Source organism: Kribbella sp. NPDC050281 (genome assembly GCF_040655855.1).
In the GTDB taxonomy this organism is placed as follows: domain Bacteria; phylum Actinomycetota; class Actinomycetes; order Propionibacteriales; family Kribbellaceae; genus Kribbella.
The window spans coordinates 23,271-40,195 of sequence record NZ_JBFAKS010000008.1; the positions used below are offsets into that span (position 1 = coordinate 23,271).

Below are 16,925 nucleotides of genomic sequence, written 5' to 3' on the forward strand. Positions count from 1 at the left end.
CTGATAGGCAGCATTGCTTTGACCCTGCGATGCTGGCGACGGAATGTTGTATACATGACGAGTGAGGTCGTGGCCGCAGCCCCCGTCCCGGTCCCCGGGCGTGCCCAGCGAGTACGCGAGATAGCCACCGAACTGCGTGGGCTGCGGGGGGCGCTGATCCCGATCCTGCATGCCGTCCAGGAAGAGTTGGAGTACGTCGACCAGACCGACATCCCGGTCATCGCCGACGTCCTCAACATCGCCGTCGCCGAGGTGCACGGCGTGGTCACCTTCTACAAGGACTTCCGCCGGGCGCCGGCCGGACGGACGACGGTCGCGATCTGTCAGGCGGAGGCATGCCGATCAGTCGGTGCGGCCGATCTGGCCGAGCACGCCAAGCGCAGTATCGGCTGCGGTTTCGGTGAGACGACGTACGACGGCCGGATCACCCTCGACGAGATCTTCTGCTTCGGCAACTGCGCCCTCGGACCTGCGGTCCAGGTCGGCGAGAAGTTGCACGGTCGCGTAACACCGGCACGGCTCGACGCCCTTCTCGGGGAGGCCCGATGACGATCCGTGTCTACGTTCCGCGCGACGCGGCCGCACGCTCCGTCGGAGCGGACGAGGTCGCCGAGCGGATCGCCGCGGCGGCCGCCGCTCTCGGTCAGGATGTGCAGGTCGTGCGCAACGGTTCGCGCGGCATGCTCTGGCTCGAGCCGCTGGTCGAGGTCGAGACCGTCGAAGGCCGGGTCGGCTACGGTCCGGTGGCGCCTGAGGATGTCGATGGCCTGCTCGCGGCCGGGATGATCAGCGGCGAGGTCCGCGACATCGGCGCTCACCTCGGCCTCGTCGACGAACTGCCCTGGATGAAGCGGCAGCAACGACTCACCTTTGCCCGGGTCGGGGTGACCGATCCACTCTCCGCCGAGGAGTACACGTCGTACGGCGGGATGCGCGGACTGCGGGCGGCGCTGGCACGGACGCCGGCCGAGGTGGTGGAGACGGTGGTGGACTCCGGGTTGCGCGGCCGTGGCGGCGCCGGGTTCCCGACCGGGATCAAGTGGCGGACCGTGCTCGGGGCCGAGTCCGACCTCAAGTTCGTCTGCTGCAACGCCGACGAGGGCGACTCCGGGACGTTCGCGGACCGGATGCTGATCGAGGGCGATCCGTTCACGCTGATCGAGGGGATGACGATCGCGGCGTACGCCGTCGGGGCCTCGGAAGGATACGTGTACCTGCGGTCCGAGTACCCCGACGCGGTGGCGACGCTCAGGGCCGCGATCGAGATCGCCCGGTCGGAGGGCTGGCTCGGGGACGACGTCCTCGGCTCCGGGTTCGCCTTCGAGCTGCACGTCCGCGTCGGTGCGGGCGCGTACATCTGCGGTGAAGAGACCTCGATGCTGGAGAGCCTCGAGGGCAAGCGTGGACAGGTCCGGGCCAAGCCCCCGATCCCCGCCCTGGAAGGGCTTTTCAACCGTCCGACCGTGGTGAACAACGTGTTGTCGCTGGCAACTGTCCCGGTGATCCTGGCCGAGGGTGCCGCGGCCTACGCGGCGTACGGGACCGGCCGGTCGCTCGGCACGAGCGTGTTCCAGCTCGGTGGGAACGTGGCCCGCGGCGGGATCGTCGAGACCGCGTTCGGCATCACTCTCGGCGAACTGGTCAACGACTTCGGCGGCGGTACGTCGTCGGGCCGCCCGGTGCGGGCCGTCCAGGTGGGCGGCCCGCTCGGGGCGTACCTCCCGGTCGAGCAGTTCGACCTGCCAATGGACTACGAGGCGTTCGCGGCGGCCGGTGCGATGGTCGGGCACGGCGGGATCGTGGTGTTCGACGAGACCGTCGACATGGCCTCGATGGCGCGGTTCGCGTTCGAGTTCTGCGCGGCCGAGTCGTGCGGCAAGTGCACCCCGTGCCGGGTCGGCGCCGTCCGCGGCGTCGAGACGATCGACCGGATCGTGGCCGGTGAGGAGCGGCAGAAGAACCTCGTCCTGCTCGACGACCTGTGTGAACTGATGACCGACGGCTCGCTCTGCGCGATGGGCGGGCTGACACCCATGCCGGTACAAAGTGCCGTCCGCCATTTCGGAAAGGACTTTGGTGCATGACGCTCCTCAAGGAACCCGACTTCGGTACGCCGGCCCGCCCCGGCGAAGCCACCGTCGAACTGACCATCGACGGAATCACGGTGACCGTCCCACCCGGGACCTCGGTCATGCGCGCGGCCAAGCAGGCCGGGGTCGACGTCCCGAAGCTGTGCGCCACCGACAACCTGGAGGCGTTCGGCTCCTGCCGGCTGTGCGTGGTCGAGATCGACGGAGTCCGCGGTACGCCGGCCTCCTGCACGACACCGGTGGCACCCGGCATGTCCGTGCGGACCCAGAACGAACGGCTCGGCAAACTCCGCCGGGGTGTGATGGAGCTCTACATCTCCGACCATCCGCTGGACTGCCTGACCTGTTCGGCCAACGGCGACTGCGAACTGCAGGACATGGCCGGCGTCACCGGCCTGCGCGAGGTCCGGTACGGCTCCGGGGTCGAGGCAGGCGCGAACCACCTGGACCTGCCGACCGACTCCTCCAACCCGTACTTCGACTTCGAGGCGTCCAAGTGCATCGCGTGTTCGCGCTGCGTCCGCGCCTGTGACGAAGTACAGGGAACTCTCGCGCTGACGATCGAGGGCCGCGGGTTCGACTCGAAGGTCGCGGCCGGAGCGGGCGTCTCGTTCATGGAGTCCGACTGCGTGTCCTGCGGCGCGTGCGTGCAGGCGTGCCCGACCGCGACTCTGCAAGAGAAGTCCGTCGTCGAGCTGGGTATGCCGACGCGGTCCGTCATCACCACCTGCGCGTACTGCGGTGTCGGCTGCTCGTTCAAGGCCGAGATGCGCGGTGACGAGCTGGTGCGGATGGTGCCGTACAAGAACGGCGGCGCGAACGAGGGCCACTCCTGCGTGAAGGGCCGGTTCGCGTTCGGGTACGCCAGCCACCCGGACCGGGTGCTGGAGCCGATGGTGCGCGACACGATCGAGGACGAGTGGCGGAAGGTCTCCTGGGACGAGGCGATCTCGTTCACCGCACGTCGGTTGCGCGAGCTCCAGGCGCAGTACGGGCCGGGCGCGATCGGGGCGATCACCTCGTCGCGGACGACCAACGAAGAGGTCTACGCCGTACAGAAGATGGTCCGCGCGGTCTTCGGCAACAACAACGTGGACACCTGCGCGCGGGTGTGCCACTCGCCGACCGGGTACGGCCTGAAGCAGACGTTCGGCGAGTCGGCCGGTACCCAGGACTTCAAGTCGGTCGAGGAGGCCGACGTGATCCTGGTGATCGGCGCCAACCCGACCGACGCCCACCCGGTCTTCGCGTCCCGGATGAAGAAGCGGCTGCGGCAAGGCGCCAAGCTGATCGTGATCGACCCACGGCGGATCGACCTGGTCCGCTCACCGCACATCGAGGCCGCGCACCACCTGCGGCTCGCGCCCGGCACGAACGTGGCGATCATCAATGCGATCGCGCACGTCGTGGTCACCGAGAACCTGGTCGACCGCGCGTTCGTGGCGGATCGGTGCGAGGACTTCGAGACGTGGGAGTCGTTCATCGCGCAGCCCGAGCACAGCCCCGAGGCGGTGGCCGACATCAGCGGCGTACCGGCCGAGGAGATCCGCGCGGCGGCCCGGTTGTACGCGACCGGCGGCAACGGCGCGATCTACTACGGGCTCGGCGTCACCGAGCACAGCCAGGGCTCGACCATGGTGATGGGGATGGCGAACCTCGCGATGGCGACCGGCAACATCGGCCGCCGCGGCGTCGGGGTGAACCCGTTGCGTGGGCAGAACAACGTGCAGGGTTCGTGCGACATGGGTTCGTTCCCGCACGAGTTGCCGGGCTACCGGCACGTGTCCGACGACGGCGTCCGCGAGGTCTACGAGAAGCTCTGGGGTACGCCGCTGCTGAACGAGCCGGGCCTGCGGATCCCGAACATGTTCGACGCCTCGATCGAGGGATCGTTCCGGGGTCTGTTCGTGCAGGGTGAGGACATCGCGCAGTCCGACCCGAACACGCAGCACGTGTTCGCGGCGCTCGGTGCTCTGGATTTGCTGGTAGTGCAGGACCTGTTCGTCAACGAGACCGCGAAGTTCGCGCACGTGCTGTTGCCGGGGACATCGTTCCTGGAGAAGGACGGCACGTTCACGAACGCCGAGCGGCGGATCAACCGGGTTCGCCCGATCATGGCCCCGGCGACCGGCAAGCAGGAATGGGAGATCGTCTGCGAGATCGCCCAGGCGATGGGCTACCCGATGCACTACGACTCGGCGAGCCAGATCATGGACGAGATCGCGCAGACCACGCCGACGTTCATGGGCGTCTCGTTCAAGAAGCTGGACGAGGTCGGCTCGATCCAGTGGCCGTGCAACGTGGACTTCCCGAACGGGATGCCGATCATGCACGAGGAGGAGTTCACCCGCGGCAAGGGGCGGTTCATGGAGACCGTGTACGTGCCGACCACGGAGCGGTCGACGCGGAAGTTCCCGCTGATCCTCACCACCGGGCGGATCCTGTCGCAATACAATGTCGGCGCCCAGACCCGTCGTACGGCGAATGTCGCCTGGCACCCGGAGGACATTCTGGAAATGCATCCGCACGACGCCGAGGTCCGCGGGATCGAGGACGGCGACCAGGTCGCACTGTCGAGCCGGGTCGGCCGGACCGAGTTGCGAGCCAAGCTGTCCGACCGGATGCCGGTCGGGGTCTGCTACACGACGTTCCACCACCCGGTCACCGGGGCGAACGTGATCACCACCGACAACTCCGACTGGGCCACGAACTGCCCGGAGTACAAGGTGACCGCGGTCCAGGTCGACCTGCTGCCCGACCGGGTGGCCACCCGGGCCGAACGCGAGCCTGCCGTTGCCGGCGGCAACCGATGAGCGCCGGACTGCCCCCGCACGTCCGGCTGGCGAACGAGATCGCCGCCCAGTTCGCGCACCGCCCACCCACGGACGCCGCCACCGCGGTCGCCACCCACATGAACGCCGTCTGGGACCCGCGCATGAAGGCAGCCCTGATAGCCCACGTCCAATCCGGAGCCGAGGACCTGGACCCCATCGCCGCCCTAGCAGCCCAGCAGCTGGCCACCAAGTGACCACAGACCACGACCCGGCCCTCCAGCAGCTTGGCGAGGGCAGGGCTGAGGTTTCGGATCCCGGCCGTGAGCTTCGGGCGCGGCGGGCTGATGTTTCGTGGGATTTCGCTCGGCAGGTGGCTCATGCCGCGGGGACGCCACTGGGGGCGGTCTCGCGGAGTTTGAGCGACGCGGATGGGCTCACGCTGGCCGCGCCGCTGGTTTCTACGGTTGCCGTGCCTCCGGTGGATCGCTCCGCCATGGATGGGTTTGCGGTGCGGGGCACCGGACCCTGGCGCGTGGTCGGACATGTGGGGATCAGGTGCGCTGACCTCGTGAGGTTGGAGGAGGGCGAGGCCTGCGGCATTGTGACGGGCGCCGCGGTGCCGGCGGACGCGACCTCGGTGATGCGGTCCGAGGACAGCCTGTTGCTCGGCGACCGCCTCGACGGCCCAAGCGACGAAGGCAAGCACATCAGGCGGGCCGGAGAAGAATGCAAGGCCGGTGAACAACTCCTGCCGGCCGGCGTCACCGTCGATCCGGCCGTCCTCGGCCTAGCCGCAACCGTCGGGCGCAACCGCCTGACCGTCATCCCGAAACCACGCGTAGCCGCCCTCGTCACCGGCGACGAACTCGCCCACCGCGGCCCGTCCGGACCGGGCCGGGTCCGCGACGCCATCGGCCCGATGCTCCCCGGCCTGATCACCCGCGCCGGCGCCGTAGCCGCATCCGTCAGGCACCTCGCCGACTCCGGCGCCGACCTGATCAACGCCCTCGACACAACAGACGCCGAGCTGATCCTCGTCTCCGGCTCGTCCGCCTCCGGCCCAGCCGACCACCTCCGCCCGGCGCTGTCCGCCCTCGGCGCCGAGCTGATCGTCGACGGCGTCGCCTGCCGTCCCGGCCACCCTCAAGCCCTTGCCCAGCTGCCCGACGGCCGGCTGGTCATCGGCCTCCCCGGCAACCCCTTCGCCGCGCTCGTCGCGTTCCTCACCCTCGGCGTCTCGGCCGTCCTCCGCATGCGCGGCCTCCCGCTCCCGAGCCTCACGCTCACCCCCATCCCCGGCGGCCTCCAGTGCCACCCTCGCAGCACCCGCCTCGTCCCGGTCCGCCTCGAGCCGTACGGCGCCGTACCGGTTGGGCATGGCGGATCCGCAATGCTCCGTGGTCCAGCCGCAGCCGATGGACTGGCCGTCGTCGACCCCGGCCCGGCCGAAGCGATCGCCGCGAGACTGCTGCCACTCGATCCAGGAGCACGCCCATGGGCCGTGTGATCGCCCGCCGTCCAGTACTGCGTCTCGGCCCGGGAGGCGAGCGGAAGCGCCCGGACTCGATCGCCGTCGAGGAACCGCTGGAGATCCGCGTCGACGGCAAACCTCTCGCCGTCACCATGCGAACCCCCGGACACGATGTCGAGCTGGCACACGGATTCCTGCACACCGAAGGCGTGATCGGCAGCGTCGACGACATCCGCGAAGCGCGGTACTGCGACTCCTTCGACGACGAAGGCCGCAACACCTACAACGTCCTCGACCTCGGCCTCGCACCTGGCGTACCGCCGCCGCTCGCGGGTGTAGAGCGCAACTTCTACACCACGTCATCCTGCGGCGTCTGCGGCAAGGCGTCCCTGGACGCAGTCCGGGTGAAGACGCGATTCTCCCCGGCAGACGATCCGATGACCGTGCCATTCGACGTACTCGCCGGACTGCCCGACGCGTTGCGGGCCAAGCAGCAGGTGTTCGACCGGACCGGCGGCCTGCACGCGGCCGGCCTGTTCACAGCGACCGGTGAACTGCTGGTCGTCCGCGAGGATGTTGGCCGCCACAACGCCGTCGACAAGGTCGTCGGCTGGGCAGTCCTCGGCGGCATGATCCCGGCCGCCGGTTGCATCCTGGTCGTCTCCGGGCGTACGTCGTTCGAGCTCGCCCAGAAGACTGTGATGGCGGGCATCCCGGTCCTCGCCGCCGTCTCCGCGCCGTCCTCCCTCGCGGTCGATCTGGCGGAGGAGGCCGGGATCACCCTGGCCGGCTTCATCCGCAACGGCAGTATGAACGTCTACACCCGCCCGGATCGCATCACGACCGCGGCCGAAAGGCTCACCTCACCAGCGTGAGCCGGCCCGTAGAGCGCCTCCCCGCGCTCTTCGAGAAAGGCCCAGTAGCGGTCGCCGAAGGACCAGTGCCACCACTCGGTCGGGTAGTTCACCAGCCCGGCCGCGGACAGTACGTCGGCCAGCAACGCCCGGTTGGTCCGCGCCTCCCTGCTGATGTTGGTCGCGTCGAAGAAGCACGCGCCCTTGCTCTGCTCGGGTGTCGCGTCGATCGGCGTACCCAGGTCGAGCGGGCCGTGTGCGCCGATCAGCGTGAGGTCGACCGCGGCGCCGGCGACGTGCGGGGCCACCTCGACCGGGGACACGAACCGGCTCGCGAGCACGTGAACGTCGTGATCGGAGATGCCCGGGTGCAGCCGCTCGAGCTCGGCCCGGTAGCCGTCGTAGATCTCCTGCTGGCTCTCGATCGGCCGGAGCCCTTCCACCACGTGCAGTTGAATCCCGGCCGGCAGGAAGGTGTCCGCCACCGCCAGCCGGTCGGCCACGCTCTCGCGGGCGAACTGCTGGTTCGGCGTCGAGATACTGCGGGTGTACAGGTCGACCAGCGGTTCGCCGGTCTCCACCACAGGGATGGTGGTGATCCGCTCGTCACTCAGTAGGACGGTCATCCGTTCGCCACCGCCGTCCGCAGCAGGGTGTCGACCACGTCGGCGTAGCTCATCCCGGCCGCCGCCCACATCCGCGGGAACTGCGACGCCGGGGTGAACCCGGGGAACGTGTTGATCTCGTTGACCACCGGCTCGCCGTCGGCCGGGACGAAGAAGTCCACCCGGGCCAGCCCTTCACAACCCAGGACCTCGAACACCTCGATCGCCGTACGCCGCAGCCGCTCGGCCAACGCAGGATCCAGCGGCGCCGGTACGACGAAACGTGTGGCACTGCTGTCGTACTTGGCTGTCGCGTTGAAGAACGGCTGGGACGGATCACTGTGGATCTCCAGCGCGGGCGCGGTGTCGACCAGGCCATCGGGGAACTGCAGCACGGCCAGGTCGATCTCCCGGCCGGCCATCTCCCGTTCGACCAGTACGTGCGGATCGAGATCGGCGGCGTCCGCGATCGCCTGCGCAAGCGAGACCAGATCGGTCGCCCGGGTCACGCCGTAGCTGGAACCGCCGTTGCCCGGTTTCACGAAGACCGGGAAGTCGAGGCCGGCCGCCTTGATCGTCTGCATCGCGGCCTCGGTGTCGGTGAGATCCGGTCCGCTGAGTGTCACGCCCGGAGTGACTGCGATGGCGTGGGCTTTGAGGACCGCCTTGGTGAGGTGCTTGTCCAGACCGACCGCGCTCGCCGCGACGCCGCCGCCGACGTACGGGACCTTCAGTTGGTTGAGGAATCCCTGCAGGGTGCCGTCCTCGCCGCCCTCGCCGTGCAGGGCCGGGACGGTGACGTCGCAGGCCTGCAGGATCTCGATCGCCTCGTGCTGCCCGTCGACCCAGTTGCCCTCGACATCGATCACCAGCGGGATCGCCGTGTGGCCGAGGATTTCGACCGCCTTGGCGATACCTCTGCCGCTCGCCAGTGAGACCCGGTGTTCGGGGCTCGCACCGCCCATCACTACCGCGACCTTCATCGGTTGCCTTCCTCGTAGCGTCGGGGCACCCGGGATCCGATGCCGCAGTAGATCTCGTGCGGGATGGTGCCGGCCCAACCGGCCCAGTCCCTGGCGGTCGGCTCACCCTGGGAGCCGTCGCCGAAGACAGTCACCGGTTCGCCCGGCTCGAGCGCCAGGTCACCGGCTTCGACGACGAACTGGTCCATTGCGATCCGCCCGATCACGGGCATCCGGGCGCCCCGGCAGAGAACAGTCGCCTGACCGGCCGCGGCCCGCGGGATGCCGTCGGCGTACCCGAGTGGGACCAGCGCGACCGTGGTGTCCCGCGGCGCGATGTAGTCGTGGCCGTACGAAACCCCTTCACCGGCGTGGATCCGGCGTACCTGAGCCAGCTTGCTCATCAGCCGCATCGCCGGCCGCAGCCCGATGCCTGTCTCGTCGATGCCGTACAGACCGGCGCCGATCCGGACCAGGTCGCAGTCCGGCGCGTCCAGCGTGATCGCACCGGCCGAGTTGGCCAGGTGTACGACGCTCGGCCGCAGACCGGCCCGTCGCGCGAGACTCACCCCGGTCCGCAGGAGCTGGAGCTGCCTCTGGCTTTGCACGGCGTCGGCGGAGTCGCCGTGCGAGAGGTGGGACCAGATCCCGCGGACCGTGACGGCGCCGAGCGCCTCGTAATGCGCCGCCGCACGGGTGAGCTCGATCCACTGGTCAGGTGCACTGCCGGCCCGGTGCAGTCCGGTGTCCAGCTTGAGGTGCACGCAGTGGACGGACGGGATCGAAACGACGCGCTGGAGTTCCGCGATCGTCGAGACGCTCACATCCACGTCGACATCGCCGAGCAGCATCAGCTCCGCGGCGTCGTACAGCCAGGTGAGAATCGGAGTGGTCAGTCCGCCCGCGCGCAACTGCAGTGCCTCGTCGGCGCGAGCGACACCGAGCCAGGTCGCCCCGGCCTCGACCGCGGCCCGGGCCACCGGTACAGCGCCGTGGCCGAAGGCATCCGCCTTGACCACGGCCATCACGTCCTGCGGGACGAGCCGCTGGAAGGTCCGGACGTTGTCGCGGACAGCCGAGAGGTCGACGACCGCCTCGGAAAGCCCGGCAATCCCACGTGTCGCCGGGCGGTGGCGAGACTGAACCAGGTGCATGACCGCCATTGTTGTTTCTGGCAACCATCAGGATCATCGGAGTAAGGAAGGATGTTGCCCGGGCCGGACGTACGACTCTGGTAGTACGAGTTGGCATGCCCTGGGCTGACCTGCCTCGTCATAATGGACGAGTGGAGGCCACCGATCACCTGAAGGCATCGCTCCTCGCGGCGATCGCGTTGGCGAACACTTTCGGCTCCGCCTGGCGTCAGGGACGGCCCGCGACAACGCCCTCCACGGAAGCCGTTGGCAGTGTGCTGCGGCTGACCACCAACCGCGTCGGCTCTCCGGATCCCGCGGACTACGCCTCCGGCGGCAAGACCTTGTACGACGCCCTCAGCCGACTACCGGAGGTCGATCCGGCGGTCGACCTGGTGAACGACTTACTCCGGGTAACCAAGGCCGCGCCGCAGCTCGTCCGGGACGAGGGCGCACCGTGGCACCTGCACTTCGCCGGTCCGGACGCGTCCGAGGCGACCGGTTGGCTGGCCGAGTTCGCCACCGCCGTCGCGATGCTGCTCGGCAGTGACGACGTCCATCGCCTTCGCCGGTGCGAGGCGGAGCGGTGCGACGACCTCTTCCTGGACGCGACCAAGAACCGCACGCAGCGGTTCTGCTCAACGGCCTGCCAGAACCGCACCAAGGTCGCCGCCCACCGGGCCCGCACCGCCTGACCCGGTCGCCGTCACCATCGTTGCTTCCGGCAACCAGCCGAGCTTCGTGTACAGGTGAACGCCTTCGGTGGTGGCCATCAGCAGACCGGTCCGTGCGCCGCGGGCGATTGCTCGTCGGCTGAGGGCGCCCATCACCACGCTGCCGAGTCCGCGCCGCCGATGGGCCGGATCGGTGTGGATGTCATGCATCACCGCATCATTGTCGACAATCGCCACCATGCCGCGCGCCGCGACTTCACCGTGGTGCAGCAGCCGCAGATACTCCAGTGATCCGTCGGTCTCCGCCGTCAGTTCGTACGACGTCGGTGGCTCCGGCTGCGGGTGATCGGCGAGATCGATCGACATCAGGACCTTCTGCTCGGCGAAAGTCTGCAATCCAGCCGCGCGGAGCCGCCGCGCGATCTCGTCGCCGTGCTGGGTGGTGACAGTCAGCCAGACATCCTCGGCCGCTTGCGCCACCAGCTGGTCGACGACCGCTGCGTCGTCCGCACGGGCGAACAGTTCCCGGTCGCGTCCGGGCAACCGCAGTACGACGGCGAGCGCATCGTCGTACTCGATCGCCGGCTCGAGCCCACGGCATCGCCGCCAGCCGTCCACCCACCGCCTGAGGAGATCGTCCATGCGGAGAGTGTAACTGTTTATCGTTTGATAGTCAGTTACTCCCGTCCGAGCACGAAGGTCTGGATGGCGACCACCGCGCCGCCGCGGGCCCACTCGCTGAAGTCGGCCGGCTGGAGCACCATCGGCAGTTCCGCGCTGGACGGGTGCCGGTCGGCGTGGAGCCCGGCGAGCAGGTCGTCGTGCGCGACGTCGGCCAGCCGGACGCCCTCGCCGCCGAGGACGACGAGTTCGGGCAGGGTGAAGTTCGCGGCCGCCGCGATCAGTCGGCCCAGCGCGCGGCCGGCGCGACTGATCACCTGGCTCGCGGCCGGATCGCCTCTGGCTGCGAGGTCGAGGCACTCCTCGTAGTCGACCGACCGGCCGAGCGCCGTGCCGACCTGTTCGGTGATGGCGCCGACTGTCAGCATGCTGATCGCGCAGCCGTGGTGCCCGCGATCGCAGCGGGGTCCGTCCGGCAGCAGGGGGTAGTGGCCGATGGTGCCGATGCTCGTGTCCGGGCTGTCCACGATCCGATTGTGGACAATCAGCCCGTATCCGACCCCGGCCCCGATCGTCAGCAGCACGAAGCGGTCGATGCCGCGGCCCGCGCCGAACCAGTGGGTCGCCTCGGTCAGCGCGACCAGGTCGTTCGCGATCACGACCGGCGTACTGGTGTGGGCGGCGAGGATCTCGCCGAACGGTACGTCGACCCAGTTCAAATACGGCCCCCAACGGACCTCGGAGCTGTTCGCCACCCGGCCGCCGAGGGCCACGCCGAGACCGGTGATCGGTCCCGGCGCCTGGACCGCGAGGTCGTCGGTGAGCTCGAGAACGAGCGCGGCCACCGCGGACGGTGTCGGATCGGTCAGCGGCCGCTCGGCACTCGCGATCACCTCGGCCCGCAAGGTCGTGAGTACGCCGATCGCCGTGTCGCCAGTGAGTTTGACGCCGACGAAGTGGTGGGCGCCGGGATCGAGATCGAGCGGCTGCGAAGGCCGGCCGACCCGGGCGTCCGTCGGTCCTCCGGCGACCTCGACCAGCAGGCCGGACTCCACCATCGGTTTGGTCAGCCGGGTCAAACTGCCCGGTGACAAGCCCACGCGGCGTGACAACTCGGCGCGCGACAGCGGGCCGTCGAGCAGGATCTCCAACGCCACCTGCCGCGACGGTCCGGTCAGCGGACGCCACTCACCCATTTCGACAGGGTAGCCGCGCAGGCTGGGGCTGGACGCCGGGACGTGACCCGGTCCGCGGTTCTGGCCGCACAAGCCCCGGCGTCGAGATCAACCCAACGTCGTGTAGGTGTCCACACCCCTCGAAATGGTGAACGCACCGACGGCGCCGTACCCAATTCTTTACGAAGTATGCCCCCACCCGGCCGGAAAAGATCGGGGACAACGCTGTCAGAAAAGTAACCCCGGCCAGCGCCTGCAGGACGGATAAAAACGTCGGGCGGATCAGCGGCCGCGGGCTGTCAGGCCGGGGAGGACCAGAGTCAGCCACCGGGATCGCACCGCCGGAGGCTGGTCGGTCGGGGCTGTGTTGATCAGCAGATAGAAGTCCTGGACCGTCACATCGCCGTGCAGATCTCCGTCGTCCTTGGCGGCCTGGATCAGTTCCGCGAAGGCCGTGCCGGTGCGATCTTCGACGAGTTCGTCGGTCGGATAAGCGCCGAGCAGGCGGGCCGCCGCCTTCACCGCGTGGTCCGTGGCGGATGCCTCCAGCACGCGCTCGACGAGTCCGAGGATCTCGTCCATCGCCTTGGCGCCGCCGGCCGTCCTCTCCCGGGCCGCCTCGATGTCGTCGGCGACGCGATCCAGATGCTCCGTGAGGACTGCACCGACCAGGTCGGTCTTGTTCGGGAAGTGCCGGTACAGCGTGCCGACGGCCACCCCGGCGGCCGCGGCGATCTCGTCCATCCCGGCGTCCGGTCCCTGCAGGGTGATCTGTTCCCGGGCGGCGTCCAGGATCTTCGTCCGGTTGCGGACCGCGTCGGCGCGCGGGCTCATGGGCCTCCTCGGCTGGGCGTTGCAATATCGTGAACGCTGGTTCATGATAGGCGTGAACCAGCGTTCAGCTTATCCCCTGGGAGTGCCATGACAGCCAGGATCGCCCTCGTCACCGGCGCCTCGTCCGGTATCGGCGAGGCCACCGCGCGGAAACTGCACGCGCTCGGGTACGTCGTGTACGGCGCCGCCCGCCGCGTCGACCGGATGGAGAAGCTGGCCGCCGACGGCATCCGCACAATCGCCATGGACGTCACCGACGACGATTCGCTGCGCACCGGGGTCGACCGCATCCTCAGTGAGACGGGGCGCATCGACGTACTGGTGAACAACGCCGGCTATGGGTCGTACGGCGCCGTGGAGGAGGTGCCGCTGGATGAGGCGCGGTACCAGTTCGAGGTGAATGTGTTCGGTGCCGCCCGGCTGATCCAGTTGGTGTTGCCCGGGATGCGGGCGCAGCGGAGCGGCACGATCGTGAACATCAGCTCGATGGGCGGCAGGATCTACACCCCGCTCGGAGGTTGGTACCACGGCACGAAGTTCGCACTGGAAGCACTCAGTGACTGCCTGCGCCTGGAGGCCAAGCCCTTCGGCATCGACGTGGTCGTGATCGAGCCGGGCAGCATCCAGACCGAGTGGGGTGACATTGCCGCGAGCAACCTCCGCAAGGTCTCCGCCGACGGTCCTTATGCCGAACGAGCAGACGCCATGGCTACTTCGATGAGCTCCGAAGCCAATGCCCGCCGGAACTCCCCGCCCACAGTCATCGCCGATGCCATCGGCAAGGCCGTCACTGCCCGCCGTCCCCGAACCCGCTACACCGCCGGCTTCGCCGCCAAACCCCTGATCACGCTCCGCCGCGTCCTCCCGGACCGCGCCTTCGACGCGCTGATCAGCCGGCTGACCGGCACCGCGGTGTAGCGCTACCGCGGGAGCTTGCGGGTGTCGATCAACTGTTGGGCGACGTCGCGGAGTTTGGTGTTGGTGTCCTGGGAGTAGCGCTTGAGGATGGCGAAGGCCCGGTCGCCGTCGACATCGAAGCGTTCCATCAGGATGCCCATCGCCTGACCGACGAGCTTGCGAGCGTCGACCGCCTGCGCCATCGACTCCTCATGCCGGGCAGACGCGAGGGCGACGGAGGCATGCCGCGCAAGGATGTGGGCGATCGCCTCGTCGTCCTCCGTGAACGCATCCGGGATCGGGCTGTAGAGCCCAAGCACACCGACGGTCGCACGAGCCGCCTCACCAGTGGCCAGCGGGACGTCGAGCACGCTGCGCACCCCGAGCGCAGCAACCTTCGCGGCCCACTCCGGCCAGCGGTCGTCGGCGGTGGTGGTGTCGCGGATCAGGACCGTGGATCGGTCCCGCAACGCGGTGACCAACGGACCCTTCTGAGAAGTGAGCTGCAGGTCGTACACGTCCCTGACGACCGGATCGGTGACCGCGGCGATCTCCGGCTGTGATCCACGGGAGTACAGCGCGACCCCGGCGTACGTGCAGTTGAGCGCCTGGAGGGCGAACTGAACGACGGCATCGACCGTCTCGTCCACCCCCGGGGCGTCGTGCAGCTCGATCGCCAGACGCGCGAACGCGTCCGCCGACGTCGCGGCGAGATCCTGATCGGTCATCACAGGGACTCCAGTCGTGCTCGAGCCATCGGGCACCCCGTGGCTGGAGTGATCCTCAGGAGACATGATGCAGCCCCCTGGCCGGAAAATGTTAGCCGGGCCGCCCACCGAATTTTCTGGGTCGCTGGACCCAGAACGCTACAGTGAAGCCCATGACGGACTTCTCCGCTCTGCTGAGCGGCCAGACCAGCTGGCGGCGGGAGTTCGCGGCACCGATGCGTGCCTTCCTGCGGACCGAAGCGGGCAGTTCCGGCGTCCTCGCCGCGGCCATCGTGGTCGCCCTGCTGTGGGCCAATGTCGCCCCCGGTCTGTACGAGGATTTCTGGCGGACAGAACTGTCCGTCGGCCTCGGGAACAACGTCCTGAGTCTCGACCTACGGGAGTGGATCAACAGCGGTCTGATGACGCTGTTCTTCCTCGTCGTCGGTTTGGAGGCGCGCCGCGAATTCGACCTCGGTGACCTGCGCGAGCGCAGCCGGTTCGTCCTGCCGCTGCTGGCCGGCGTCGCCGGCATGATCGTGCCGGTCCTGATCTATCTCGCCTTCAACGTGGGCGGCGACGGCGCGCACGGCTGGGGTGTCGCGATGTCGACCGACACCGCACTGGCGCTCGGGCTGCTGGCCCTGGTCGGCCGCGGTGTACCCGATCGGATCCGGATCTTCCTGCTGACGGTGTTCGTCGTCGACGACCTCCTCGCGCTGGTCGTGATCGGCGTCGTCTACAGCGAGAACGTCGACCTGATGATGCTGGCGGCGGCGATCGTCGCGTTCGCCATCGTCCTGACGCTCGCCATCTACCGGGTCCGCATCGCCTGGCTGTACGTCGTACTCGGTGTGGTCATGTGGGCCGCATTGCTCACGAGTGGCGTCGACCCCGTCGTCGCCGGACTCGCGATCGGCCTGACGGCAACGGCGTACACACCGGGGCGTGAGGAACTCGAGCAGGCGACCGGGCTGGTCCGCCTGTTCCGCGAGCAGCCGACGCCCGAACTGGCGCGGTCCGCGACGGTCGGACTGACCGCGACGATCTCACCGAACGAGCGCCTGCAGTTCCTGTACCACCCGTGGACCAGCTACCTGATCGTCCCGCTGTTCGGCCTGGCCAACGCCGGCATCCCGATCGACCTGGACTTCCTCGGCCGGGCGTACACCGCGCCCATCACGCTCGGCATCCTGATCGGGTACGTCGTGGGCAAGCCGGTCGCGGTGATCGGTGTGTCCTGGCTGCTGGACCGCGCCACCGGCGGCCGCTTCCGCCCGCAGGTCGGCTGGGCCGGCGTGATCGGCAGCGGCACCATCGCCGGCATCGGGTTCACCGTGTCGTTGCTGATAGCAACGATTGCCTTCGAGGGGCAGGAGTTGGTGGAGGCCAAGCTCGGCCTGCTGTCGGCGGTCGTGGTGGCGTCCGCCCTGACCTGGCTGGTGTTCCGGACCGCGAAGCTGCTCTCGCCACCGAAGAAGGCGCTGGCGCTCCTCGGCGACGCGGAGCAGTTGGTCGACCTGATCGACCCGGTCGATCCCGAACGCGACCACATCCGCGGTCCGCAGGACGCGTCGGTGACGCTGGTCGAGTACGGCGACTTCGAGTGCCCGTACTGCGGAATGGCGGAGCCCATCGTCCGCGACCTGCTCCTGGACGACGACCTGCGGTACGTCTGGCGCCACCTACCTCTGAGCGACGTGCATGCGCGGGCGCAGATCGCGGCCGAGGTCTCGGAGGCAGCGGCTGCCCAGGGTGCCTTCTGGGAGATGCACGACCTGCTGCTCGCGAACCAGGACAAGCTGCAGCCGGCCGACCTGCTCGGGTACGCCGGTCAGCTCGGACTCGACACGGACCGGTTGCACGACGAGGTGAAGCGGCACGTCGCGGCGGCCCGGGTCGCACAGGACGTGGAGTCGGCCGATCTGAGCGGTGTCTCCGGGACGCCGACGTTCTTCATCAACGGGCAGCGGCACTACGGCGCGTATGACGTCGACACGCTGAAGGCGGCGATCCACGTGGCCCGGGCGCGGGCGAAGATCAGTCGCCGGGACTGACTGGATCTTGTGGTACCAGGGCATTTCTGCCACTGTCGCGAGGTGGCGCGGATGCCTGACGCTGGTGGCTC

At 68.9% G+C, this 16,925-nt stretch carries 16 protein-coding genes; 9 read left to right on the forward strand and 7 right to left on the reverse strand.

All coding sequences use genetic code 11. From position 1 onward, the window contains the following. The first annotated feature begins 54 nt into the window (after window positions 1–54). From AB0I34_RS10775 to fdhD, 6 genes are all read left to right on the forward strand, one after another. Complete coding sequence (locus AB0I34_RS10775) at window positions 55–549, forward strand: NAD(P)H-dependent oxidoreductase subunit E (RefSeq protein ID WP_131511022.1); 495 nt, start codon at window positions 55–57, stop codon at window positions 547–549. After that, window positions 546–2,084, forward strand: coding sequence for an NADH-ubiquinone oxidoreductase-F iron-sulfur binding region domain-containing protein (locus tag AB0I34_RS10780; RefSeq protein ID WP_360442889.1), 1,539 nt, complete (start codon window positions 546–548; stop codon window positions 2,082–2,084). Before AB0I34_RS10775 ends, AB0I34_RS10780 begins: the two co-directional genes overlap by 4 nt. After that, window positions 2,081–4,903 (forward strand): formate dehydrogenase subunit alpha, encoded by a 2,823-nt coding sequence (gene fdhF, locus AB0I34_RS10785; RefSeq protein ID WP_360442892.1) that lies wholly within the window; start codon window positions 2,081–2,083, stop codon window positions 4,901–4,903. Before AB0I34_RS10780 ends, fdhF begins: the two co-directional genes overlap by 4 nt. Continuing rightward, window positions 4,900–5,118 carry a formate dehydrogenase subunit delta gene (locus AB0I34_RS10790; RefSeq protein WP_360442895.1) on the forward strand — a complete coding sequence of 73 codons (219 nt, stop codon included), beginning with the start codon at window positions 4,900–4,902 and terminating at the stop codon, window positions 5,116–5,118. Before fdhF ends, AB0I34_RS10790 begins: the two co-directional genes overlap by 4 nt. 116 nt (window positions 5,119–5,234) lie before the next feature. Continuing rightward, window positions 5,235–6,371 carry a molybdopterin molybdotransferase MoeA gene (locus AB0I34_RS10795; RefSeq protein WP_360442898.1) on the forward strand — a complete coding sequence of 379 codons (1,137 nt, stop codon included), beginning with the start codon at window positions 5,235–5,237 and terminating at the stop codon, window positions 6,369–6,371. Continuing rightward, window positions 6,359–7,210, forward strand: a complete 852-nt coding sequence (gene fdhD, locus AB0I34_RS10800; RefSeq protein WP_360442900.1) for a formate dehydrogenase accessory sulfurtransferase FdhD — start codon at window positions 6,359–6,361, stop codon at window positions 7,208–7,210. The genes AB0I34_RS10795 and fdhD overlap by 13 nt, the downstream gene beginning before the upstream one ends. Here the strand turns inward: fdhD and AB0I34_RS10805 are convergent. Genes AB0I34_RS10805 through alr form a run of 3 tightly spaced genes read right to left on the reverse strand, consistent with a single transcriptional unit; the run spans window position 7,153 to window position 9,910 of the window. Beyond that, window positions 7,153–7,815: a M15 family metallopeptidase gene (locus AB0I34_RS10805; RefSeq protein WP_360442903.1), complete on the reverse strand. Its 663-nt coding sequence runs from the start codon at window positions 7,813–7,815 to the stop codon at window positions 7,153–7,155. The two genes, fdhD and AB0I34_RS10805, sit on opposite strands and share 58 nt — an antisense overlap. Further along, window positions 7,812–8,777, reverse strand: a complete 966-nt coding sequence (locus AB0I34_RS10810; protein ID WP_360442906.1) for a D-alanine--D-alanine ligase family protein — start codon at window positions 8,775–8,777, stop codon at window positions 7,812–7,814. The genes AB0I34_RS10805 and AB0I34_RS10810 overlap by 4 nt, the downstream gene beginning before the upstream one ends. Beyond that, window positions 8,774–9,910, reverse strand: coding sequence for an alanine racemase (alr, locus tag AB0I34_RS10815; protein WP_360442909.1), 1,137 nt, complete (start codon window positions 9,908–9,910; stop codon window positions 8,774–8,776). The genes AB0I34_RS10810 and alr overlap by 4 nt, the downstream gene beginning before the upstream one ends. A gap of 131 nt (window positions 9,911–10,041) precedes the next feature. Between alr and AB0I34_RS10820 the strand changes: the two genes are divergently transcribed. Beyond that, window positions 10,042–10,584 (forward strand): CGNR zinc finger domain-containing protein, encoded by a 543-nt coding sequence (locus tag AB0I34_RS10820; protein WP_360442912.1) that lies wholly within the window; start codon window positions 10,042–10,044, stop codon window positions 10,582–10,584. Here the strand turns inward: AB0I34_RS10820 and AB0I34_RS10825 are convergent. From AB0I34_RS10825 to AB0I34_RS10835, 3 genes are all read right to left on the reverse strand, one after another. Continuing rightward, a complete protein-coding gene (locus AB0I34_RS10825; RefSeq protein ID WP_360442915.1) occupies window positions 10,528–11,205 on the reverse strand; it encodes a GNAT family N-acetyltransferase in 678 nt (225 codons plus the stop codon). The genes AB0I34_RS10820 and AB0I34_RS10825 overlap by 57 nt on opposite strands. Window positions 11,206–11,240: 35 nt before the next feature. Further along, the gene (locus AB0I34_RS10830; protein ID WP_360442918.1) at window positions 11,241–12,380 is read right to left on the reverse strand and encodes an ROK family transcriptional regulator; all 1,140 of its coding nucleotides are present in this window, start codon (window positions 12,378–12,380) and stop codon (window positions 11,241–11,243) included. 261 nt (window positions 12,381–12,641) lie between these two features. Beyond that, window positions 12,642–13,193, reverse strand: coding sequence for a helix-turn-helix domain-containing protein (locus tag AB0I34_RS10835; RefSeq protein ID WP_360442921.1), 552 nt, complete (start codon window positions 13,191–13,193; stop codon window positions 12,642–12,644). Window positions 13,194–13,280: 87 nt separating this feature from the next. Here AB0I34_RS10835 and AB0I34_RS10840 point away from each other — a divergent pair, with 87 nt between their 5' ends. After that, the gene (locus AB0I34_RS10840) at window positions 13,281–14,111 is read left to right on the forward strand and encodes an oxidoreductase (RefSeq protein WP_360442923.1); all 831 of its coding nucleotides are present in this window, start codon (window positions 13,281–13,283) and stop codon (window positions 14,109–14,111) included. 2 nt (window positions 14,112–14,113) lie between these two features. Here AB0I34_RS10840 and AB0I34_RS10845 read toward each other — a convergent pair whose 3' ends face one another. Continuing rightward, window positions 14,114–14,818 (reverse strand): GAF and ANTAR domain-containing protein, encoded by a 705-nt coding sequence (locus tag AB0I34_RS10845; RefSeq protein WP_360442926.1) that lies wholly within the window; start codon window positions 14,816–14,818, stop codon window positions 14,114–14,116. A gap of 152 nt (window positions 14,819–14,970) precedes the next feature. Here AB0I34_RS10845 and nhaA point away from each other — a divergent pair, with 152 nt between their 5' ends. Beyond that, entirely contained in the window at window positions 14,971–16,854 is a 1,884-nt protein-coding gene (nhaA, locus tag AB0I34_RS10850; RefSeq protein ID WP_360442929.1) for a Na+/H+ antiporter NhaA, read from the forward strand. Window positions 16,855–16,925 lie beyond the last annotated feature (71 nt).